Origin of the sequence: Halomonas jincaotanensis (assembly GCF_018448785.1) — a bacterium.
Lineage (GTDB): Bacteria > Pseudomonadota > Gammaproteobacteria > Pseudomonadales > Halomonadaceae > Halomonas > Halomonas jincaotanensis.
This window is the reverse complement of record NZ_JAHCLU010000008.1, coordinates 18,321-38,638: the sequence shown is the minus strand read 5'-3', so window position 1 is coordinate 38,638 and position 20,318 is coordinate 18,321. Positions and strand designations below refer to the sequence as shown.

The window sequence follows — 20,318 nt, the reverse complement described above, 5'->3', positions numbered from 1 at the left end:
GAAGCGATGCGAATAGCGCAGACGAGAGAGGGAGGCGCGATGCAGGCTCGTGAATGGCTGGCGTTGGCGCGGCTACCCGGGGTGGGTAGCCGGCAGCTATCGCTGCTGGCCGAAAGCACCCCCGACTGGCCACACGGTTGGCTCGCAGCCCTGCCCGGCGAGGCGGCGAGCGCCCTACGACTATGGCTCGACCATCCCGCCAAGAGTCCTCTGTCGGCGCGCCTCGATGCCGACATGGCCTGGCTCGAGGCCGCGCCGGCGCGCGAGCTGCTGTATCGAGGTCATCCCGACTGGCCGGCGCTGCTTGACGAGATTCCCGACCCACCACCGGTGCTTTGGGCGATGGGTGACCTCGCCGCCCTCGAGCCGCCCCGCTTGGCGATGGTCGGCTCGCGACAGCCGACCCGGGAAGGCCAGAGCAATGCCGTGGCCTTCGCCAGCGAACTGGCGCGGCGCGGCTGGCGCGTGGTCAGTGGTATGGCGTTGGGTATCGATGGTGCGGCCCAGCAGGCCGCTCTCGAGGCAGGTGGAAGCAGCGTGGCGGTGTTGGGCTGCGGGGTCGATGTGGTTTATCCGCCGCGCCATCATCGGCTTCACGAGCGCCTGCAGGCACCGGGCGGCCTGCTGCTTTCCGAGCATCCCCCGGGTACGCGCGCCCGCGCCGGTTTCTTTCCGCGTCGCAATCGCATCGTCACCGGCCTCTCGCTTGGCGTGCTGGTCGTCGAGGCGGCAGAAAAGAGCGGCTCGCTGATCAGTGCACGGCTGGCCGGCGAACAGAATCGCGAACTCTTCGCGCTGCCCGGTTCGTTGCACAATCCGCAGAGTCGTGGATGTCTGCAGTTGATCCGCGACGGGGCCGTGCTGGTGCGCGATGTCGACGACATGCTCGCCGAGCTTGGCCACTGGGCGCAGCCGGCACCCCACGCCACCTCAACGACTGCGCCTCCTGTGACTCGAGCCGAGGACGAAGCCGGTGCTCCGTCGGGTCCGTTGTTGCGCTGGTTGAGCAGTTCGCCGACTCCGGTGGATACCCTGGTTGGCCTCTCGGGGCTTGGGATCGCCGAGTGCCAGCGAGGGCTATTGGAACTCGAGCTGGAGGGGCAGGCGACCCAGGCAGCGGGTGGTTGGGTTCGCCTGCCTCACCATCCGTCAGCGTGATAGCATAAGCCCCTCTGCTACGGCTCCGAGCGAGTCGACGACTGCGACCGCCCAAAAATGCCCAAGACGGCTATGCGAAACACAGCAACGCGTACTCGGGTACCGTATCGGAGCACAGACACTGTGAGGAGCGACATGACCGAGGCCCGCCAGCTCGACAGCGCCGTGGCCGCCCTGCGTGGGGGTGGCGTGATCGCCTATCCCACCGAGGCGGTTTGGGGGCTGGGTTGCGACCCGGATGACGATTTGGCTCTGATCCGCCTGCTGCGCCTCAAGCGGCGGGATCCGATCAAAGGCGTGATTCTGGTAGCGGCGAGCATCGACCAGTTCGCCCCCTGGCTCGAGGGGCTGCCCTTTGGGCAGCATGCGCCGCTGGTGGCCAGCTGGCCGGGGCCCACTACCTGGCTGGTCCCCGACAATGGCCGCTCACGCCCGCTGGTGCGTGGTGCACACGACCGCGTGGCGCTGCGCGTCAGCGACCATCCGCTGGTGGTGGCGCTGTGCCAGGCCTTCGGTGGCCCGCTCGTCTCCACCTCGGCCAATCGCGCGGACGAGCCCCCGGCCATGACCGCCGAAGCAGTTCGCGCAATCTTCGGCGATGAGCTCGACAACGTGCTTGACGGCTCCCTGGGTGGCCTCGAGCGTCCCAGTACCATTCGCGACCTGGCGACCGGCCGGGTACTGCGTTCCTGACCCACTGCCGGAGGCTGCGTTGGCCTACGCCAATCTCGAAGACGTCAAGACCTATCTGCTCGATCTCCAGGAGCGCCTCTGCACGGCCCTGGCCGACGAGGACGGTAGCCACTTTCGCGAGGACGCCTGGACCCGTGAGGCGGGCGGTGGCGGCCGCTCCCGTGTGATCGAGCATGGTGGTGTGTTCGAGAAAGGCGGGGTGAACTTCTCGCATGTGTTCGGCGAGCGCCTGCCGCCCTCGGCTACCGCGGCGCGACCCGAGCTTGCCGGGCGTAGCTTCCATGCGGTCGGGGTGTCGTGGGTGCTGCATCCCGAGAACCCCCACGTGCCGACCAGCCATGGCAATGTGCGCTTTCTGATCGCCGAGAAACTGGGCGAGGCGCCGGTATGGTGGTTCGGTGGTGGCTACGACCTGACGCCCTTCTACCCGGTTCACGAGGATGTGCTGCACTGGCATCGCGTGGCCCGTGACGCCTGCGCGCCCTTCGGTGAGGATGTCTATCCGCGCTACAAGGCGTGGTGCGACGAGTATTTCATGCTCAAGCATCGCGACGAGACGCGCGGCGTCGGCGGGCTCTTCTTCGATGATCTCAATGACTGGGGCTTCGAGCGCAGTTTCGCCTTCCAGCGGGCCGTGGCTGACAGTTTCCTCGACGCCTACCTGCCCATCTTGCGAAGCCGTCGCGACACCGCCTGGGGCCAGCGCGAGCGCGATTTCCAGCTCTACCGACGTGGCCGTTACGTGGAGTTCAACCTGGTGTGGGACCGCGGTACCCTGTTCGGCCTGCAAAGCGGGGGGCGCACCGAGTCGATCCTGATGTCGATGCCGCCGCTGGCGAGCTGGCGCTACGACTGGCAAGCCGAGCCGGGCAGCCCCGAGGCGCGCCTCTACGACGACTATCTACGCCCCCGCGACTGGCTGGGGGAAGACGAGGACCGGGAGGAGACCCCATGACGGATCGCTACTGCGTGTTCGGCCATCCCATCGGCCACTCCAAATCCCCGGCGATCCACACCGCCTTCGCCGAGCAGACCGGAGAGGCCCTCGAGTACATCGCCATCGAGGCGCCGCTGGACGACTTCGCCGGCGCCTGGCAGCGCTTCGTCGCCGCAGGCGGTCGCGGCGCCAATGTCACGGTGCCCTTCAAGGAAGACGCCTTTCGCTGCTGCGAGGTGCTGAGCCATCGCGCGCGGCGCGCTGGGGCGGTGAATACCCTGATTCTCGGTGGCAACGGCAAGAACCACGATTTCAAGGTCTATGGCGACACCACCGATGGCGTCGGCCTGGTGCGCGACCTGGCGCATCACGGCATTGAACTCAAGGGTGCCCGAATCCTGGTGCTGGGGGCCGGCGGTGCGGTGCGCGGCGTGCTTGAGCCGCTGCTGGCGGCGGCGCCACGATCGCTTCAGGTAGCCAACCGCACGGCGGCCAAGGCCGAGGCGCTTGCCAATGACTTCGACGATCTGGGGGCGATCGTCGGCAGCGGCTTCGAGGCGGTTGAAGGCCCGTTCGACCTGGTGATCAACGGCACCAGTGCGAGTCTTTCCGGTGAGTTGCCGCCGCTGCCGGATGCGCTATTTTCAACGGGTGCCGGCGCATACGACATGATGTATGGCGCCGAGCCGACGGTCTACCTGCGCTGGGCGGCCGATCAGGGCGCAACGCCCATGGATGGACTCGGTATGCTGGTCGAGCAGGCCGCTGAGTCGTTTTTCCAATGGCGGGGCAAGCGCCCTCATACTGCCCCGGTTCTGGAGAGGCTGAGGCGCTCGCTGTGAGGCGCCTCCGGACGAGGTCTCAGCGTCGCTTGACGTAGAGCCCGACCATGCACATCGCCATCCCGGCGACCGAGAGCAGCATGCCGCCATTGACCAGCAAGGGATAGCGCTCGAGCCAGGAGACGAAGGGTTGCGGCGCTTCCCGACAGGTGCCGACCTGATAATCCCAGTAGCCGCCGTCCAGGGTGCAGGCGCGCACGTCGCCGAGTTCCCAGAAATACACCCCCATCAGTGCGAAGATGGGAAGGATCAACAGCAAGAGTCCAAGTTTCAACATTAATTAGCCTGTTCGCAGGGGCATGCCAAGGATAGAGGCATCATGGGCGAGGACAGTTGGGGTGCTGTCCGGCCTGCTGGTAGCGGGCCAGGGCGCTATCCATCTGCGCCTGCAGGCCGCCGATGCGCTGGCCGTGGCTCGGGTGGGTCGACATCCAGGCCGGTGGTTGGCCGCCGCTGGCGGCGCTCATGTTCTCCCACAGCGCCAGGCTCGCGCGCGGGTCGAAGCCGGCGTCAGCCATCAATTGCAGGCCGATGACGTCGGCTTCGCTCTCGTGGCTGCGAGAGAAAGGCAACAGGATGCCGTACTGGGCCCCGAGCCCCAGGGCGCCCATCAGCTGTTGGCCACCGGCGCCCTGCAGGCCCGACGCCGATGACAGCACCGATAGGCCCATCTTGGTCGCCGTCTCGGTCGAAACCCGCTCATTGGCGTGGCGCGCCAGCACGTGGGCGATCTCGTGGGCGACTACGGCCGCCAGCTGGTCCTGATTGTCGGCGACGTCGAGCAGGCCGGTATTGACGCCCATGTACCCGCCCGGCAGGGCGAAAGCGTTGGCCTGCTCCGATTCGAACACGCGAATCTGCCAGTTCTGGTCGCGCTGGCTGTCGGGAAGCTGTGCCACCAGGGCATTGGCCACGCACTGGGCATAGCGCTGCGCAGCGGCATCGGCCGCGGGCAGGTCCTGCTGATACTGCTCGAACGCCTGGGCGCCCATCTGGTTGAGCTGATCGTCGGAGACCAGGGTCAGCTGCGAGCGGCCGGTCGGCGAGGTGGTGCAGGCGGCAAGCGACAGGCTCAGGATGCCGATGGCGAGATAATGCGTCCAGCGCATGGGGTGATTCCTCCGTTGACCAGGCACCTGACGATGCTGGACGTGAAATGAAAGTTCGCTACAAGATACCCCGACCACTTGTCGGGTCAACACCGTTCTGTCCTATCGACAGCCAAGGAGAGATTTATGGATGCAGAGCTATCGCGCCGCCTGCTGACACTGCTGGATCACGTTGAGCACTGGTTGCCGCCGACGCCGGTGGACGTGAATTGGGAACGTGATGTGGCTGCCCTGTGGCAACGCCACCCGCTGGGCGGTCGACTGGTACCTGTACCGCCGCGCGATGCGCTGAGCCTCAATGACCTGCTGGGTATCGAGCGCCAGAAACGCGCTCTGATCGATAACACGCGTGCTTTCCTGCAGGGCCATCCGGCCAATCATGCCCTGTTATGGGGGTCGCGGGGTAGCGGCAAGTCGTCGCTGGTGCGTGCGCTGCTCAACAGCCTGGCCACCGAGGGGCTGCGTCTGGTGCAGGTGGACCGCCACGATCTGGCCGGCCTGCCGACGTTGGTGGAGCAATTGCGCCATCAGCCGCACTCCTTCGTGGTCTACTGCGACGATCTTTCCTTCGAGGGCCACGACGATGCTTACAAAGCGCTCAAGAGCGTGCTCGATGGCACCTTGACTGGCCCGCCGCCCAATGTGCTGCTCTATGCCACCTCGAACCGCCGGCACCTGCTGCCGGAGTCGATGAGCGACAACGAGGGCTCGCGGCTGGTGGGCGACGAACTCCATCACGGCGACGCCGTGGAAGAAAAGATATCCCTGTCGGATCGCTTCGGGCTCTGGCTCGGCTTTCGTCCTTTCAACCAGGAAACCTACCTGAAAACCTGTCGCCATTGGGTCGGCCAGTTGGGCCACGGCGATGACTGGGATCCCGAGGCCGGTGACGCGGCGGTGCGTTTCGCGACCCTGCGTGGCGGGCGCAGCGGCCGGGTGGCCTGGCAGTTTGCCTGCCAGTGGGTCGGCGCGCGCCGCCTCGATACCGAGCGCTGAGCCCCTGCTGTGTCTGGCGGCAGGCGGCAATGGCAGCAGCGCCCCTTTACTCTTGGCCAGGCCGGGCATGCCGGTCGGAATAGCGCTCAGATAAAACGTAGGAGGCACTTGACTTGAGCTCAACGGCGGCTCTTGCGCGCCTCGCGGGTGCGACCGAGTTCGCGCTTCTTGGCCTTTTCCTTGTCGCTGGCGCCGGCCATGGCATCGAATGGATTGTTGCCCGAACGAAACTCGAAGCGCATGGGGGTCCCGCGCACCTTGAGCACCTTGCGAAAGGTATTGGTCAGGTAGCGGCGATAGGACTCCGGGAGCGAGCCAGTCTGGTTGCCGTGGACGACGATGATCGGTGGATTGCTGCCGCCCTGGTGGGCCATGCGCAGCTTGATGCGCCGGCCATGCACTAACGGCGGCTGATGCTGGGTCACGGCGTCCTGAAGGATGTTGGTCAGGCGATTGGTCGACCAGTGGCTGTTGGCCGAGTCGAAGGCGCGCTCGATGGACGGATAGAGATCACCGACGCCGGTGCCGTGAAGCGCCGAGATAAAGTGCATCTCGGCGTAGTCGGCGAAGCCCAGCCGCCGCTTGATCTCGGCGCGCATCTTGTCCTTGGCTTCGTGCTCCAGGCCGTCCCACTTGTTGACCGCCAGCACCAGCGCACGGCCGGAGGTAAGCACATAGTCGAGCAGGTGAAGGTCCTGTTCCACCAGGCCGGTGCGCGCATCGAGCACTGTCACTGCGACATGGCACTGCTTGATCGCTTCAAGCGTCTTGATGATCGAGAACTTCTCGGCGATCTCGCTGACGTTCTTGCGACGTCGCACACCGGCGGTATCGATGAGCACATAGGGCTTACCGCGCCGCTCGAAGGGAATCTCGATGGCGTCGCGCGTGGTGCCCGCCTCATCGAAGACCACGACGCGCTCCTCACCGAGCAGGCGGTTGACCAGGGTCGACTTGCCGACATTGGGCCGGCCGATGACGCCAATGCGAATGCCCTTGGTGCCGGTATCGGCGGGAAAGCTCTCGTCGCGCTCGGGAAAGGGCTCGAGCACGATATCGATCAGGCCGGTGACGTTGCGGCCGTGAGTGGCGGCGATGGGATAAGGGGCGCCGATGCCCAGCGCCCAGAAGTCCGCCATGGCACTGTGCTCTTCCAGGCCGTCGGTCTTGTTGACCACCAGCCAGGTCTTCTTCTGGTTGACGCGCAGGTGGTTGGCGATGGCCTCGTCGGCCATGTTGAGGCCGGCCCGGGCATCGACCATGAACAGCACGATATCGGCCTCGTCGATGGCCGCCAGGGACTGCTCGGCCATGGCGCCGTCGATGCCTTCCTCGTCGCCGCTGATGCCGCCGGTGTCGATCACCGTGTAGGCCTTGCCGCCCAGCATGCCGTTGCCGTACTTGCGGTCACGGGTAAGACCCGGAAAGTCGGCCACGAGGGCGTCTCGGGTGCGGGTGAGCTGGTTGAACAGGGTCGACTTGCCCACATTGGGGCGGCCGACCAGGGCGATCACGGGTGTCATTCAGCGATGTCCAGAGCCTCGAGGCTGCCGTCATTGGCCAGTGCGAAAATGCGCCGGCCCTCGGTGAGGGGGCGAACGCTGATGCCTGAGCCGTCGATCCGCTCACGCCCGACGATCGCCCCAGTACTCGGCTCGATCAGGTGCAGATAGCCTTCGAAGTCACCGAAGACCAGATGGTCGCCGGCGTAAGCGGCGGTGGTAAGCTTGCGTCCCGTCAGGTCGTCGTTACGCCAGAGTTCGTTGCCATTCTCGGCGTTAAACGCCAGCACTTCGCCCGACTCGTCGACGCTGAAGAGGGTGTCGCCGACCAGCACCGGGGTCAGGTAGCTGGAATGTTCGCGTTCCCATAACAGCTCGCCGCGAGTGGCGTCCAGCGCCACCAGTCTGCCGTTATAGCTGGTGACGAAAAGGCGACCATCCTGAGTCAGCACCGGTTGGCCGGCAATATCGACCAGGCGCTCGATGTCACTGCGGCCTTGAGGCACGGCGATACGTTGCTCGTTCAACACCTGGCCATTGCGATTGTCGAGCGTCACCAGGCGGCCATTGGCGAAACCGGCGAAGGTGACCGGGTCGATGACTTGGGGCGTGCCGGTGCCGCGCAGGGTCAGCGACGGCCGATTAGCGGTGTAGACCCAGCGCTGCTGGCCAGTGTTGCGGTCCAGCGCGGTGACGCTGCCATCGATGCTCTGCACCACCAGCAGCTGCTGGTTGGCTTGTGGCGCAGCCAGCACTTCGCTGGGCACGCGGGCACGCCAGTTGACGCTGCCGTCGCGCTGGTCGATGGCCAATACCTCGCCATCGCGGGTACCCAGGTAGATCTCCCCGACAAGCGCGCTCAGGCCGCTGGACACGGGTACTTCCAGGTCAGTTTCCCACGCCGTATCGCCATCATTGGTGTCGAGCGCCATCAATGTGCCGAATGCGTCAGCAGCAAAGACACGATCACCGTCAAGCGCCGGGGTAATGGGGTAGGTGGCGCGGCTCAGGCCATCGCCGATCTGCTCGCTCCAGACGCTATCCAGGGTGGCGCTCTCCGCAAAGTCGCGCAGTTCCTTGGGTGGATACTGGGGCTCTACCTTACCGGCACAGCCGGCGAGCAGGGCGACGCTGGTGATGGCAGCGATCAGGAGTATCGGTTTCATAGCGTGGCCTCATCATGACCCAGGTTATCGAGTTTGAGTTCTACGCCGTAGAGCGGCTGGCCGCGCTCCTGCGCCAGCGTCAAGGCCTCCTCCCAGGCTTGTCGTGCGGCGTCTTCGTCGCCCTGGGCGAAATGGGCGTCACCGCGTACATTGGCGCGCTGGGCGGCCAGCGTCTCGGGTACGCCGGTCTCGAGGGTGGAGAGGGCGGCCTCGGCATCGTTATCGGCGACCTGCAGGCGACTCAATCGCAGCCGAGCCAGTCCCTGCAGGTAGTCGCGGCTGCTGGTGTCGATCACTGCTTCGAGGGCATCCCGTGCGGCAGCAAGATCACCCTGGCCGACGGCGAGGCGGGCATCGATCAGCAATGCCAGGTCGGCATAGAGGGTGCCGTCGTGTTCGTCGGTGATCTCGGCGACTAATTCGTTGGCGCGCGAGCGTGCCGACTCGTCCAGCGCGTCCTGACCACTCAGCGAGAGCAGTTGCTGGTAGCGCATGGAAGCCGCTTCGGCCTGGTTAGCCTGGTAATCCTGCCAGGCGTTCCAACCAAAAACCCCCGCGCCCGCGAGGGCTACGCCGGCGATCAGCGAGGTACCGTTCTGCTTCCACCACTGCTTGATCGCATCAAGCTGTTCTTCTTCGCTTCTCAGCTCCGCCACGGGCGGTCTCCTCTTTAGTCTGGAGAATAGGGTCTGTTGGTCTGGAGAATAGGGCCTGGCGACACAGGGACTGAACTTCCAGCGTCGTGAGACGCGTGTTTGCACGCCTGTGGGTCGGGCATCAGGCGGAGGCGTCTGCCAGCAGGGATGTCAGTGTGGCGATCAACTCGTCCTGGGCCAGGGTCAGCTGGTCGCGGCTGTCGCGCAGGAACTTGACGGTCGCTGTCCCGTTGGCCAGCTCATCCTCGCCGATCAGCAGAGCCAGCCGCGCGCCGCTCTTGTCGGCTTTCTTGATGCGGCTCTTGAAACTGCCCCCCCCACAGTGCAGCTGCAGGGCCAGTTCGGGCAGCGCGCTGCGTAGCCGCTCACCGAGCAACAGCGCCTGAGACGTGGCGCTATCGTCCATAGGCAGCAGGTAGAGGTCGAGCTCGCCGCGGACGGCATCGGGCACCAGCGCGAGGGTCTCGAGCAGCAGGATCAACCGCTCGATGCCCATGGCGAAGCCCACCGCGGGCGTTGGCTTGCCGCCAAGCTGCTCGACCAGGCCGTCGTAGCGGCCACCGGCGCAGACCGTACCCTGGCTGCCGAGCGCATTAGTGGTCCATTCGAAGACGGTGCGACCGTAGTAGTCGAGTCCGCGCACCAGTCGCGGGTTGATCAGGTACTCGATGCCGGCGGCGTCGAGCATGCCGGTGAGCGCCGCGAAGTGCTTGCGGGATTCCTCGTCGAGGTGATCGATCAGCCGCGGCGCCCCGGCCAGCATGTCGGCCATGGCGGGATTCTTGGCATCCAGGATGCGCAGCGGGTTGCTCGACAGCCGGCGCCGCGAGTCCTCGTCGAGCTGGTCGAAGTGCTGATCGAAATAGGCCACCAGCCGCTCGCGATAGGCGGCACGCGCGTCGCTCGAGCCCAGGGAGTTGAGCTCGAGGGTGACATGCTCGAAGAGACCGAGCTGCTTCCAGAGCCGCGCCGAGAGCAGGATCAGCTCGGCATCGATGTCGGGGCCCTCGAGGCCGAAGGTTTCCACACCGATCTGATGAAACTGGCGGTAGCGGCCCTTCTGGGGACGCTCGTGTCGAAACATTGGCCCCTGATACCAGAGACGCTGGGTCTGGTTGTGCAGCAGGCCATGCTCCATGGCGGCGCGCACGCAGCTCGCCGTGCCTTCGGGGCGCAGCGTGAGGCTATCGCCGTTGCGATCCTCGAAGGTATACATCTCCTTCTCGACGATGTCGGTGACTTCACCGATCGAGCGCTTGAAGAGCGCCGTCAGCTCGACAATGGGCGTGCGAATCTCGTCGTAGCCGTAGCGCTGCATCAGGGCGCGTACCTGTCCCTCGAAATACTGCCAGAGAGTCGACTGCTCCGGCAGCAGGTCGTTCATGCCCCGAATGGCCTGGATCTTCTTCGTGCTCAATGCATGCTCCTTGTCATCGTCCGCCTCACGTCTCGCGGGCGATCACGTCCTGTTCGGCCTGCTGCTTCTCGCGGACCCTGTCGCGAATCAACCGCTCCAGGTCGTCGATCAGATGGTCGTTGCGCAGCTTGGTGGCGGGTTTGCCGTCGAGGTAGACGAGGTTGGCGGGGCTGCCGCCGGTGAGGCCGACATCGACCTCCTTGGCTTCACCCGGGCCGTTGACCACGCAGCCGATCACCGAGACATCAAGCGGTGTCATGACGTCTTCGAGGCGCTCCTCCAGGGCGTTCATGGTACCGATGACATCGAAGTTCTGGCGCGAGCAGCTGGGGCAGGCGATGAAGTTGATGCCCTTGCTGCGCAGGCGCAGGCTCTTGAGCATGTCGAAGCCGACCTTGATCTCCTCGACCGGGTCGGCCGCCAGCGAGACGCGAATCGTGTCGCCGATGCCGTCCATCAGCAGCATGCCAAGCCCGATCGACGACTTGACGGTGCCCGAGCGCAGCCCGCCGGCCTCGGTGATGCCCAGGTGCAGGGGCTGTTCGATGCGAGCGGCCAGGTCACGATAGGCGGCCACGGCCATGAAGACGTCTGAGGCCTTGACGCTGACCTTGAAGTCGGGGAAGTCGAGACGCTCCAGATGATCGATATGCCGCATGGCGGACTCGACCAGTGCGGCTGGGGTCGGTTCGCCGTATTTCTTCTGCAGGTCTTTCTCCAGTGAGCCGGCGTTGACGCCGACGCGTATCGGAATGCCGTTGTCGCGCGCAGCGCTGACCACGGCCCGGACGCGATCCTCGCGGCCGATGTTGCCGGGGTTGATACGCAGGCAGTCGACGCCGAGTTCGGCGACACGCAGGGCGATCTTGTAGTCGAAATGTATGTCGGCGACCAGCGGTATCTCGACCTCGCGCTTGATGCGCCCGAAGGCCTCGGCAGCGTCCAGGTCGGGGACCGAGACGCGCACGATGTCGGCACCGGCCTTCTCGAGCTGGCGTATCTGGGCCACGGTGGCGGCCACGTCCAGGGTGTCGGTATTAGTCATGCTCTGCACGGAAATGGGGGCGTCGCCCCCGACCGGTACCTTGCCGACATGGATCTGGCGTGACTTGCGACGAATGATAGGCGATTGGGAATGCATGGCGGCTTGTTCATTCTCCCAGAGTGAAGCGGGCGACGTTGTTGGCACCGGCGCGCGGGCCGAGGTTCATGCTCTCGCCGCGCCAGCGCATCTCGACGCCGGTGGCGTTACCCACGGTCAGGCGAAAGGGGGGCTCGCCTTCGATGCGTGCCGTGGTACCAGGTTCCTGCAGGCCCACGAAGACGCGCTCATTGCCGGCGTCGAAGACCTCGGTCCAGGACTGCTCATTGAAGGTCAACTCGATGACTCGACCCTCATCACCAGACGTGTCGTCAGTGGTCGAGTCATCGGCGCTGGCGGTGTCGCTATCGGCGCCCGACGCAGCGGCGCCCGGCCCTTCGGCGTTCGTTTCATCGCTAGCCGCTTCATCGGTAACCGATGCGCCTTCACCATCGGCGGCGAGCGTTTCGGAGGCGACTGTCTCGTCGTCGGACGAGGTGGCCTCGCCCTCGGCTTCCGGGGTGGTGACCAGCCCAAGCTCGCTCTCTTCCTGGGGCAGTGGCGGCAGGGAGTCGCCATCGCCGCTTTCCGCCGGGGCCACCGGGGCGTCGGGGTCGTCGGCCACCCCCGGCGCGTCGCGCTCGGTGATGGCGGCAGTCCCGTCCATGTTATCGACCGATACCGGATCATTATTGCTCACGTCAGGCACCTCGTTGCCGCCGCGGCTCTGCCACCACATCAAGGTCAGGCCGATCAGACCGGCAATCACCAGCAGGGTCACCAGTCGGAACAGCCAAGCGCCCAGGCGTGAAGGGGGGCGAGTGATGTGCACCGGCGTTACCTTGCGCTCCTCGGCGTCCTCCATGGCGAATCGGGCCCGATAGGCCTCCAGCACCGGGCCATCGTCGATGCCCAACAAGTGGGCGTAAGCGCGCAGGTAGCCACGTCGGTAGGTCGCGACGGGAGTTTCCGCGTAGCTGTCGTTCTCAAGCCCCTGGATCACGGCGGGACGCAGGTTCAGGTAGGCGGCGACCTCCTCGAGCGTCAACCCCTGGTTAGCGCGTTCACGTTTCAGTTGCTCGCCCGGCGAGGACAGGGTGGCCTCCTCGGGGAAATGGGTGTCGCTCATGGCTGAGCATCCTTCATAAGAAAACGGTGGTCAGGACCCGGCATGGCATCACTCCAACTGGTCGGTATAAAAGCTGGCGGTGGCCGGGTCGCCGCGCTCCCGGGCAATATCACGGGCCAGGCGCAGGGCATTTGCATTGGGGCCTGCCAAACGCATGAAACGCTCCAGCTGCTGCTCGGCGCGGTCGAGATTGCCTTGCGCGAACTCGAGCTCAGCCAGCATCAGGTAACTGAGGGCGCTTCGGGGGTCGATGGACTGCGCGCGGGTGAGGCTCTGCCTCGCGGCCTCGGGGTTGCCCAACTCGCGCTGGCACTGGCCCAGATTAGCGAAAAGCTGGGCACGATTGTCGTATTGCGTATCCCGCGAGGCCTGCTCGAGCTGCTCGCAGGCCTCGCGTATGCGGTTGCGATCGAACAGGAAGGCGGCGTAGTTGTTGCGCGTACGGGTGTAGCCTGGATCGGCCTCGATCGCCTTGCGAAACGTCGCGTCGGCGAGGTCTTCCTCGCCCTGACGCTGATAGACGATGGCCATGGCCTGCAGCGCCTCGGCATCGTCGGGGTCCACCGCCAGCGCACGGTCGAGAGCGTTCATGGCCCGCTGAATATTGCCACGCTCCAGGTAGGCCACGCCAAGACGCGTATAGGCCTCCGACGGGTTGCCTTCATTGCCCCCGGGACGAATGTCCTGATTCACGCAGCCGGCCAGCCACATCGACCCCAGCAGGATGACAGCGGGGGACTGCAGGCGTCCGGGTGAACGGGAGCGGGGGATCATGGCATCCTCTCGGTCGTGGGCGTCGGCTCGCCGGAGAGGCGCCGCGCCGCCAGCAAAAAATGCCTGTCCATCAAAGCGTCGAGTCCGGTTGAAGTCAAGCCATCCTCCGCTCAGTCGGCATCGATCTGGATCGACTGGATGTAGCGTTCGTGACGTCGTGTGCGATCCTTGACGCGACCTACCAGTTGGCCACAGGCAGCGTCGATGTCATCGCCTCGAGTGGTGCGGATGTGCGCCGTGTAGCCCAGGTCGTAGAGCCACTGCTGGAAGCGCATCTGCTGGTTGCGCGAGGGTTTCTCATAACCCGAGTGCGGGAAAGGGTTGAAAGGGATCAAGTTGATCTTGCACGGCAGTTCCTTGAGCAGCGCGGCAAGCTGTTCGGCATGCGCCTGCTGATCATTAACGTCCTTGATCAGAGTGTACTCGATGGTGATCATGCGTGTATCGGCGCACTTGGCGAGATAGCGATGGCAGGCATCGAGGAGACTGCGAATATTGTACTTGCGATTGAGCGGCACCAGTTCACTGCGCAACTCATCGGTGGCGGCATGCAGCGAAATGGCCAGGCTGACGTCGATTTCATCGCCGAGCTTGTCGATCATCGGCACCACTCCGGAGGTGGAGAGTGTGACACGACGCTTGGAGAGGCCGTAGCCGTCGTCGTCGAGCATCAGCTTCATCGCCGGCACGACGTTGTCGTAGTTCATCAGCGGCTCGCCCATGCCCATCATCACCACATTGGTGACCGGCCGGTTGGCGGTGTCGCGGCGTGGGCCCACGCTGCGCTGCGCCACCCACACCTGACCGATGATCTCGGCGGCGGTCAGGTTGCGCTGGAAGCCCTGCTTGCCGGTGGAGCAGAAACTGCAATCCAGCGAACAGCCCACCTGGGAGGAAACGCAGAGCGTGCGACGCTTGCCGTCGTCGGCAGGGATCAGCACGGTTTCGACGTAACTGCCGTCTTCGACCTCCAGGACCCACTTGCGGGTGCCGTCACTGGAGCTGCCCTCGTAGACCACTCCGGGGCCACGGACTTCGGCGACCTCGGATAGTCGCGTGCGCAGCGCCTTGGAAAGGTTGGTCATGGCCGCGAAGTTGTCGCAGCCTTCGATGTGAATCCACTTCATCACCTGAGCGGCTCGAAATTTCTTCTCGCCGATGGAGAGAAAGAAGGCTTCCATCTGCTGGCGGGACATGCCGAGCAGGTTGGTGAGGCGGGGAGCGGTCGTGGAGGTCATGGCAGTCAGCGTTCGGTGGGGCAGGGCGCGGGGGCGATCGACCCCCGCTTGGGCGTCGATCAACCGCGCGGGCAGATCTCGCTATCCTGAAAGAAATAGGCAATCTCGCGCTCGGCGGATTCCGCAGAGTCGGAACCGTGCACGGCGTTGGCATCAATGGTGTCGGCGAAGTCGGCACGGATGGTGCCCGCCTCGGCTTCCTTGGGGTTGGTGGCGCCCATCAGGTCGCGATTGGCAGCAATGGCGTTCTCGCCTTCGAGCACCTGAACCACCACCGGACCGGAGGTCATGAAGCCGACCAGGTCCTTGAAGAAGGGGCGCTCCTTGTGCTCGGCGTAGAAGCCTTCGGCCTGTGCCTGGCTTAGCTGCTGCATCTTGGCGGCCACAATCTTCAGGCCCGCTTTCTCGAAGCGGGTCTCGATTTCGCCGATCACGTTCTTGGCGACGGCATCGGGCTTGATGATGGACAGGGTGCGCTGGTTAGCCATGGGCATATCTCCGGTTAAAAAAGCGAGTAAGCGTTGAATAGCACCACGCCGCCCCGTTGGCTCCTGAATCGAGAGCGAGGGGCGGCGCGGCGAATCGAATAAAGCGTTCCGGCGTTGCGGCAAGCTCGCCGACGGGGCGATGAGTATACCGTCCGGAAGGGCGTTGAACAATCGTCGACCTATTCGCCCTCCCTTCCGGGAGCTCAGGCCGGGCGCGGCGTCGCTTGACGCCCAATGATGGTCAGACGCTGAAGCTTTCGCCGCAGCCGCATTGGTCCTTGACGTTGGGGTTGTTGAAACGGAAAAAGCGGTTCAGCCCTTCCGAGACATAGTCGACTTCGCTGCCATCGAGCATTTCCAGGGCCTCGGGGGCGACGTAGACGGTCACGCCGTGATCCTCGAAGGTCACGTCGTCGTTGGCGGCCTCGTCGGCGAAGTCTAGCACGTAGCTGTAGCCGGAACAGCCGCTGGGCTTGACCGTGACCCGCAGCCCCAGGCCGTGGCCGCGTTCGTCGAGTACCCGGCGGATCTGGTCGGCGGCGGCGTTGGTGATAGAAAGATGCGCCATGATGTAACTCCTGCTCGGGTGATGGGTCAGACGGCCCGGCGCCGCAGCCCGTCGAGGGCATGGCGCAGGGCATTCAGTGTGTGGTCGATGTCGGCCGGGGTCGTGAAGCGGCCGAAGCTGAAGCGCAGCGAGGAAAGCGCCAGCGCGCGCGTGACCCCGATGCCCCTCAACACATAGGACGGCTCGACGCTCGCCGAGTTGCAGGCCGAGCCGGTCGAAAGCGCCACGTCGCGCAGTGCCATCAACAGCGACTCGCCATCCACGCTCTCGAAGGCCAGGTTGAGAATGTTGGGCACCGCCACTTGTATATCGGTATTGCGATGAACACCTGGTTGGGCCGCCAGCCCCGTCAGCAGGCGGTCGCGCAACGCAGCAATGCGACGCTGGTCGGCCTCCCCCTCGGCGGCTGCCAGCGCGAAGGCCTCACCCATGCCGACGATCTGATGGGTGGCCAGGGTGCCGGAGCGCATACCGCGTTCATGTCCACCGCCGTGGATCAGCGCTTCCACGCGGATGTCAGGGCTGCGCCTGACATACAAGACCCCGACGCCCTTGGGACCATAGGCCTTGTGGCCCGACAGCGACATCAGGTCGATGCCGAGCGTGTCGACCGAAAGTGGCGTGCGGCCTACCGCCTGGGCGGCATCGGTATGGAAGGCGGCACCGCCCTGGTGGGCGACCTCGGCCAGTGCCGCCAGGTCGTGAATGCTGCCCAGTTCGTTGTTCACTGCCATCAGCGAGACTAGCACGGTGTCGCCACGCATGGCCTCGCGCAGTTGGTCCGGGGTGATCCGTCCGTCACGCCCCGGTGTCAGCCAGGTGACCTCGAAGCCTTCGGCTTCGAGTGCCTTGGCGGTATCCACCACCGCCTTGTGCTCGATGATCGAGGTCACCAGATGCCGGCCCCGGGCGCGATTGGCGCGCATGAAACCGGTCAGCGCCAGGTTGTCGGCCTCGGTGGCGCCGCTGGTCCAGACAATCTCGCGCGGGTCGGCGTCGATCAGCTCGGCAACCTGGCGGCGGGCCATCTCCACCGCCTGCTCTGCCTGCCAGCCCAGCATGTGGCTGCGCGAGGCGGGATTGGCGAAGATGCCCTCCTGAGTCAGATGGCGACTCATGACCTCGGCGACACGCGGGTCGACGGGCGTAGTAGCGGCGTAATCGAGATAGACGAATGCATTCATGGGCTCGGGATCATCTCGGGTTGGCAGACGGGCCGGCGGGCCATCAGGGCGCCGAGGCTAGAATGCCGTCGTTGCCCAGGCGTCGCCGCTGGCGGCTGGCGATCGTCTGAACCTCCTGGCGAACGGCCAGCTGACCCAGGGTGATGCCATCGAGGAAGCCGTGGATCTGCTCCGATAGCTCACACCACAGGTGGTGGGTCAGGCAGGTATCACCCTGCTGGCAATCGGAGAGCCCGCCGCAGCGGGTGGAGTCCACGGACTCGTCGACCGCATCGATCACCTGTGCCACCGAGATGCGCTCCGGGGCCATGGCGAGCAGATAGCCGCCACCTGGGCCGCGCACGCTTTCCACCAGACGTGCACGCCGCAGTCTCGCGAACAACTGCTCTAGGTAGGAGAGCGAAATCTCCTGGCGCCGAGAAATATCGGCGAGGCTGATGGGCCCTGCCGCAGCGTTCACGGCCAGATCAAGCATGGCGGTGACGGCGTAACGTCCCTTGGTGGTCAGGCGCATGCCAGTAGGAACCTCGGCGCCGAGTCGGCGACTGATGACGAAAGCGGCATTCTGCAGGCAGAGAACCGAAGGAATTATACACGCATTATGGGAAAGACCGAGTGTTCCGGTCAACCATTGCGCCGACGAGGCCCGGCGGACCGATGGCTTGTCTCGTCCGCTTGCGACGGAGCGTCGTGATCGGGGGGAGGGCAGCAGCTGTCGACATCGGCGAGGATGTCGGCGAAGTCCTCGTCACGCAGTTCGGGCAATTGGCCATCGCGATAGCTCGCATCGACCTTGCGCAGCGTGGTGCACATGCGCTCGATGCGCTCGTCCACGGCGTGCATGTGGTCGAGCATGGCCTGGATCGAGCGGGCCACCGGGTCGGGCATGTCCTGGCTGATGCCGTAGGCATCGAAGCCGAATTTCTCCTGCATGGCCTCGCGCCTGGCCGGGTCGATGTCCAGTTCCTCGGCCTGGTCCGGGTCGAGGCGCTGGACAACCTTTCCCGGGATGCCGACCACCGTTGCCCCGGCGGGCACTTCCTTGGTGACCACGGCGTTGGAGCCGATCTTGGCGCCGGTGCCGACGCTGAAGGGGCCGAGGATCTTGGCCCCGGCGCCGACGATCACACCATCCTCCAGCGTGGGGTGGCGCTTGCCCTTGCTCCAGCTGGTGCCGCCGAGCGTCACGCCTTGGTAGAGGGTCACGTCATCGCCCACTTTGGCTGTCTCGCCGATCACCACGCCCATGCCATGGTCGATGAAGAAGCGGCGGCCGATAACCGCGCCGGGGTGGATCTCGATGCCGGTTAGCCAGCGCGAAAAGGTCGAAAGGCTGCGCGCCAGCCATTTGAGGTTCTTCTGCCATAGCCAGTGGGCGAGGCGATGGATCAGCAGCGCGTGCAGCCCCGGGTAGTTGGTCAGGACTTCCAAAAAATTGCGTGCCGCCGGGTCGCGGGTGAATACGCTGTTGATGTCCTCGCGCAGACGTTGAAACATGCGGCGATCCTTGGGTGGCGGGGCGAAGAGGAGCGCTCTGGCTGGTGCTCACTATTGGCTGAGTTTCGCTTGAGCAATTTTACTTGAGCAATCTTAATAGTGGGGGCGCAGCGAGCCGGCTTCAAGCCGGCTCACTCATCGGCACTCGGGCGTCGGGTGCGCTGCTCGGTGGCGGTGAGAATGCCGCGCAGAATGTTGAGCTCCATGCGTTCGGGACGGGCCCGCAGGGTGAAGCGCCGCAGCCGGGCCATGAGTTGTCGCGGGGTGGCCGGGTCGTGAAAGCCGATCGCGACAAGCGTGCGTTCCAGGTGCGCGAAATAAAGCTCGAGTTCCTGGTGGCTGGCCAGTGCGTGGGGCGTGCGCGCAGCGGGCTCGGGGGTGTCGCTTGTCTCCGCCGCTTGTTGCGCCAGCCAGACCAGCCGGCACTCGTAGGCCAGCACCTGGACCGCCGTCGCCAGGTTCAGCGAGCTGAAGTCAGGGTTGGCGGGAATATTGACGTGGGCATGACAGCGTTGCAGTTCGCTGTTGGAAAGCCCGCTGTCCTCGCGTCCGAACACCAGGGCCACCCGGGCGCTCGCGTCGGCGAGCTCGTCGGGCAGCGACTCGGCGAGCGCGCGTGGCGTGGTCATCGGCCAGGGCAGGGTGCGCGAACGGGCGCTGGCGCCTACCACCAGGGTGCAGTCGGCCACCGCCTCTTCCAGCGTCGCCACTTGGCTCGCCGCATGGACGATCGGATCGGCTCCCGAGGCGCGCGACACGGTATCGGCGCTGATCGGCTCGCAGCGCGGGGCGACCAGCGCCAGGTCGGCGAGTCCCATGTTGTGCATGGCGCGCGCGGTGCCCCCGATATTGCCGGGGTGGCTGGTGCCGATCAGGACGATGCGGATGCGCTCGAGCATGGGGGAGCCTTCGGGTCGAAGTGTCGAAACAATGGCGGGCGATTCTAGCATGTCGGCGAGGCGCATCGAATGGCGAAGCCTCTCGGCTTCTGCTAGGATTCGCGCCGATCCGTTCTTTAACACCACCGACGCCTAGGCCCGATCATGCACCCGATGGTCCAATTCGCGTTGCGCGCCTCGCGCAGCGCCGCCGAACAGTTTCTGCGCATCCGCGAGAGAATCGAGAACTCCCACCAGGAGCACAACCTCGACCGCCTCCTCGATGACGCCGCCCGCAATGCCGAGTCGTTGATCGCCCATCAGCTCTCCCGTGGCTATCCCCAGCATGGCGTGGTGGGTCGCTTCACGCCCCACCGGGACGGGGAAGGTGAGGGCCAGGACACCCTCTGGAGGATCGAGCCCTTCCATGGCTATTCCAACCTGACGGTGGCCGCGCCGTCCTTCGCGCTGTCGCTGGTCTGCCTGGTCAAGGGCCGTCCCGAGCATGCGGTGGTGATCTCCCCCTTCAGCGACGACGAGTACCTGGCCAGCCGTGGTCGGGGCGCTCAGCTCAACGGCAAGCGCATCCGCGTGCCGCGCACCACGGCCGTCGCCGGTGCGCGAGTCGCCCTGGGCCTGCCCGAGACCTGGCTGCGCGCCCGGCACATGCCCACCTACCTGACACTGGCGCAGCAACTCGGCCCCCAGATCGAGGTGCAGCGCGCCTCCGGCAGCGGCCTGCTCGATTTGGCCGACCTGGCCGCGGGCCGCGTCGACGCCGCCTTCGTACTGGGCCTCGAGGAGCAGGACATGCACGTCGGTTCGCTGTTACTCAAGGAAGCCGGCGCGCTGATGGGCACCCCCGACGGCCAGCCCGACATCAAGATCGAAGGTCAACTGATGGCCGCCGGCCCGCGGCTCTACAAGTCGCTGGTGCAGCAGCTCAAACCGCATTTCTGAGGCATTTCTGACGCATTGCCAAGTAGAGACGGCGCGACGTCTGAC

At 65.4% G+C, this 20,318-nt stretch carries 22 protein-coding genes; 6 read left to right on the top strand and 16 right to left on the bottom strand.

Going from position 1 to position 20,318, the window contains the following annotated elements:
- Positions 1 to 39: 39 nt before the first annotated feature.
- The 4 genes from dprA (at position 40) to aroE (ending at position 3,630) form a co-directional block, all read left to right on the top strand.
- Positions 40 to 1,158 carry a DNA-processing protein DprA gene (gene dprA / locus KG088_RS08875; protein WP_213825162.1) on the top strand — a complete coding sequence of 373 codons (1,119 nt, stop codon included), beginning with the start codon at positions 40 to 42 and terminating at the stop codon, positions 1,156 to 1,158.
- A gap of 135 nt (positions 1,159 to 1,293) precedes the next feature.
- Positions 1,294 to 1,851, top strand: a complete 558-nt coding sequence (locus tag KG088_RS08870) for an L-threonylcarbamoyladenylate synthase (RefSeq protein WP_213825161.1) — start codon at positions 1,294 to 1,296, stop codon at positions 1,849 to 1,851.
- A gap of 19 nt (positions 1,852 to 1,870) precedes the next feature.
- Complete coding sequence (gene hemF, locus KG088_RS08865; protein WP_213825160.1) at positions 1,871 to 2,806, top strand: oxygen-dependent coproporphyrinogen oxidase; 936 nt, start codon at positions 1,871 to 1,873, stop codon at positions 2,804 to 2,806.
- Positions 2,803 to 3,630 carry a shikimate dehydrogenase gene (aroE, locus tag KG088_RS08860; RefSeq protein ID WP_213825159.1) on the top strand — a complete coding sequence of 276 codons (828 nt, stop codon included), beginning with the start codon at positions 2,803 to 2,805 and terminating at the stop codon, positions 3,628 to 3,630. The genes hemF and aroE overlap by 4 nt, the downstream gene beginning before the upstream one ends.
- 19 nt (positions 3,631 to 3,649) lie before the next feature.
- On the opposite strand, the gene KG088_RS08855 is transcribed toward aroE, so the two are convergent.
- Together KG088_RS08855 and KG088_RS08850 are read right to left on the bottom strand one after the other, a co-directional pair.
- Positions 3,650 to 3,907 (bottom strand): hypothetical protein, encoded by a 258-nt coding sequence (locus KG088_RS08855; protein WP_213825158.1) that lies wholly within the window; start codon positions 3,905 to 3,907, stop codon positions 3,650 to 3,652.
- A gap of 40 nt (positions 3,908 to 3,947) precedes the next feature.
- The gene (locus KG088_RS08850; protein WP_213825157.1) at positions 3,948 to 4,739 is read right to left on the bottom strand and encodes a M48 family metallopeptidase; all 792 of its coding nucleotides are present in this window, start codon (positions 4,737 to 4,739) and stop codon (positions 3,948 to 3,950) included.
- 126 nt (positions 4,740 to 4,865) lie between these two features.
- On the opposite strand from KG088_RS08850, the gene KG088_RS08845 reads away from it, so the two are divergent.
- Positions 4,866 to 5,735, top strand: coding sequence for an ATP-binding protein (locus KG088_RS08845; RefSeq protein WP_213825156.1), 870 nt, complete (start codon positions 4,866 to 4,868; stop codon positions 5,733 to 5,735).
- Positions 5,736 to 5,854: 119 nt separating this feature from the next.
- Here KG088_RS08845 and der read toward each other — a convergent pair whose 3' ends face one another.
- The 14 genes from der to KG088_RS08775 all read right to left on the bottom strand — a co-directional run bounded on the left by der (position 5,855) and on the right by KG088_RS08775 (position 19,334).
- Entirely contained in the window at positions 5,855 to 7,258 is a 1,404-nt protein-coding gene (der, locus tag KG088_RS08840; RefSeq protein ID WP_213825155.1) for a ribosome biogenesis GTPase Der, read from the bottom strand.
- Positions 7,255 to 8,403 (bottom strand): outer membrane protein assembly factor BamB, encoded by a 1,149-nt coding sequence (gene bamB, locus KG088_RS08835; protein ID WP_213825154.1) that lies wholly within the window; start codon positions 8,401 to 8,403, stop codon positions 7,255 to 7,257. The genes der and bamB overlap by 4 nt, the downstream gene beginning before the upstream one ends.
- Entirely contained in the window at positions 8,400 to 9,059 is a 660-nt protein-coding gene (locus KG088_RS08830; protein ID WP_213825153.1) for a YfgM family protein, read from the bottom strand. The genes bamB and KG088_RS08830 overlap by 4 nt, the downstream gene beginning before the upstream one ends.
- 121 nt (positions 9,060 to 9,180) lie before the next feature.
- Entirely contained in the window at positions 9,181 to 10,476 is a 1,296-nt protein-coding gene (gene hisS, locus KG088_RS08825; RefSeq protein WP_264759048.1) for a histidine--tRNA ligase, read from the bottom strand.
- A 25-nt stretch (positions 10,477 to 10,501) separates the two neighbouring features.
- Positions 10,502 to 11,617, bottom strand: a complete 1,116-nt coding sequence (ispG, locus tag KG088_RS08820) for a flavodoxin-dependent (E)-4-hydroxy-3-methylbut-2-enyl-diphosphate synthase (protein WP_213825152.1) — start codon at positions 11,615 to 11,617, stop codon at positions 10,502 to 10,504.
- Between the two features lie 10 nt (positions 11,618 to 11,627).
- The gene (locus KG088_RS08815) at positions 11,628 to 12,686 is read right to left on the bottom strand and encodes a RodZ domain-containing protein (RefSeq protein ID WP_213825151.1); all 1,059 of its coding nucleotides are present in this window, start codon (positions 12,684 to 12,686) and stop codon (positions 11,628 to 11,630) included.
- A gap of 48 nt (positions 12,687 to 12,734) precedes the next feature.
- Positions 12,735 to 13,460 carry a type IV pilus biogenesis/stability protein PilW gene (gene pilW, locus KG088_RS08810; RefSeq protein ID WP_213825150.1) on the bottom strand — a complete coding sequence of 242 codons (726 nt, stop codon included), beginning with the start codon at positions 13,458 to 13,460 and terminating at the stop codon, positions 12,735 to 12,737.
- 110 nt (positions 13,461 to 13,570) lie between these two features.
- Positions 13,571 to 14,698, bottom strand: a complete 1,128-nt coding sequence (gene rlmN, locus KG088_RS08805) for a 23S rRNA (adenine(2503)-C(2))-methyltransferase RlmN (RefSeq protein WP_213825149.1) — start codon at positions 14,696 to 14,698, stop codon at positions 13,571 to 13,573.
- Between the two features lie 59 nt (positions 14,699 to 14,757).
- Positions 14,758 to 15,186 carry a nucleoside-diphosphate kinase gene (ndk, locus tag KG088_RS08800; protein ID WP_213825148.1) on the bottom strand — a complete coding sequence of 143 codons (429 nt, stop codon included), beginning with the start codon at positions 15,184 to 15,186 and terminating at the stop codon, positions 14,758 to 14,760.
- Positions 15,187 to 15,427: 241 nt separating this feature from the next.
- Positions 15,428 to 15,754: a HesB/IscA family protein gene (locus tag KG088_RS08795; protein ID WP_213825147.1), complete on the bottom strand. Its 327-nt coding sequence runs from the start codon at positions 15,752 to 15,754 to the stop codon at positions 15,428 to 15,430.
- A 26-nt stretch (positions 15,755 to 15,780) separates the two neighbouring features.
- Complete coding sequence (locus KG088_RS08790) at positions 15,781 to 16,938, bottom strand: aminotransferase class V-fold PLP-dependent enzyme (RefSeq protein ID WP_213825146.1); 1,158 nt, start codon at positions 16,936 to 16,938, stop codon at positions 15,781 to 15,783.
- A 43-nt stretch (positions 16,939 to 16,981) separates the two neighbouring features.
- Positions 16,982 to 17,452: an Rrf2 family transcriptional regulator gene (locus tag KG088_RS08785; RefSeq protein ID WP_213825145.1), complete on the bottom strand. Its 471-nt coding sequence runs from the start codon at positions 17,450 to 17,452 to the stop codon at positions 16,982 to 16,984.
- Positions 17,453 to 17,562: 110 nt separating this feature from the next.
- A complete protein-coding gene (cysE, locus tag KG088_RS08780) occupies positions 17,563 to 18,435 on the bottom strand; it encodes a serine O-acetyltransferase (RefSeq protein ID WP_213825144.1) in 873 nt (290 codons plus the stop codon).
- A gap of 131 nt (positions 18,436 to 18,566) precedes the next feature.
- Positions 18,567 to 19,334, bottom strand: a complete 768-nt coding sequence (locus KG088_RS08775; RefSeq protein WP_213825143.1) for an RNA methyltransferase — start codon at positions 19,332 to 19,334, stop codon at positions 18,567 to 18,569.
- 144 nt (positions 19,335 to 19,478) lie between these two features.
- Here KG088_RS08775 and KG088_RS08770 point away from each other — a divergent pair, with 144 nt between their 5' ends.
- Positions 19,479 to 20,273 (top strand): inositol monophosphatase family protein, encoded by a 795-nt coding sequence (locus tag KG088_RS08770; RefSeq protein WP_213825142.1) that lies wholly within the window; start codon positions 19,479 to 19,481, stop codon positions 20,271 to 20,273.
- Positions 20,274 to 20,318 lie beyond the last annotated feature (45 nt).

Coding starts and splice junctions, on each gene's coding strand:
- dprA (WP_213825162.1), top strand. CDS start 40: ATGCAGGCTCGTGAATGGCTGGCGTTGGCGCGGCTACCCGGGGTGGGT.
- KG088_RS08870 (WP_213825161.1), top strand. CDS start 1,294: ATGACCGAGGCCCGCCAGCTCGACAGCGCCGTGGCCGCCCTGCGTGGG.
- aroE (WP_213825159.1), top strand. CDS start 2,803: ATGACGGATCGCTACTGCGTGTTCGGCCATCCCATCGGCCACTCCAAA.
- KG088_RS08855 (WP_213825158.1), bottom strand. CDS start 3,907: ATGTTGAAACTTGGACTCTTGCTGTTGATCCTTCCCATCTTCGCACTG.
- KG088_RS08850 (WP_213825157.1), bottom strand. CDS start 4,739: ATGCGCTGGACGCATTATCTCGCCATCGGCATCCTGAGCCTGTCGCTT.
- KG088_RS08845 (WP_213825156.1), top strand. CDS start 4,866: ATGGATGCAGAGCTATCGCGCCGCCTGCTGACACTGCTGGATCACGTT.
- der (WP_213825155.1), bottom strand. CDS start 7,258: ATGACACCCGTGATCGCCCTGGTCGGCCGCCCCAATGTGGGCAAGTCG.
- bamB (WP_213825154.1), bottom strand. CDS start 8,403: ATGAAACCGATACTCCTGATCGCTGCCATCACCAGCGTCGCCCTGCTC.
- ispG (WP_213825152.1), bottom strand. CDS start 11,617: ATGCATTCCCAATCGCCTATCATTCGTCGCAAGTCACGCCAGATCCAT.
- KG088_RS08815 (WP_213825151.1), bottom strand. CDS start 12,686: ATGAGCGACACCCATTTCCCCGAGGAGGCCACCCTGTCCTCGCCGGGC.
- pilW (WP_213825150.1), bottom strand. CDS start 13,460: ATGATCCCCCGCTCCCGTTCACCCGGACGCCTGCAGTCCCCCGCTGTC.
- rlmN (WP_213825149.1), bottom strand. CDS start 14,698: ATGACCTCCACGACCGCTCCCCGCCTCACCAACCTGCTCGGCATGTCC.
- ndk (WP_213825148.1), bottom strand. CDS start 15,186: ATGGCTAACCAGCGCACCCTGTCCATCATCAAGCCCGATGCCGTCGCC.
- KG088_RS08795 (WP_213825147.1), bottom strand. CDS start 15,754: ATGGCGCATCTTTCTATCACCAACGCCGCCGCCGACCAGATCCGCCGG.
- KG088_RS08790 (WP_213825146.1), bottom strand. CDS start 16,938: ATGAATGCATTCGTCTATCTCGATTACGCCGCTACTACGCCCGTCGAC.
- KG088_RS08785 (WP_213825145.1), bottom strand. CDS start 17,452: ATGCGCCTGACCACCAAGGGACGTTACGCCGTCACCGCCATGCTTGAT.
- cysE (WP_213825144.1), bottom strand. CDS start 18,435: ATGTTTCAACGTCTGCGCGAGGACATCAACAGCGTATTCACCCGCGAC.
- KG088_RS08775 (WP_213825143.1), bottom strand. CDS start 19,334: ATGCTCGAGCGCATCCGCATCGTCCTGATCGGCACCAGCCACCCCGGC.
- KG088_RS08770 (WP_213825142.1), top strand. CDS start 19,479: ATGCACCCGATGGTCCAATTCGCGTTGCGCGCCTCGCGCAGCGCCGCC.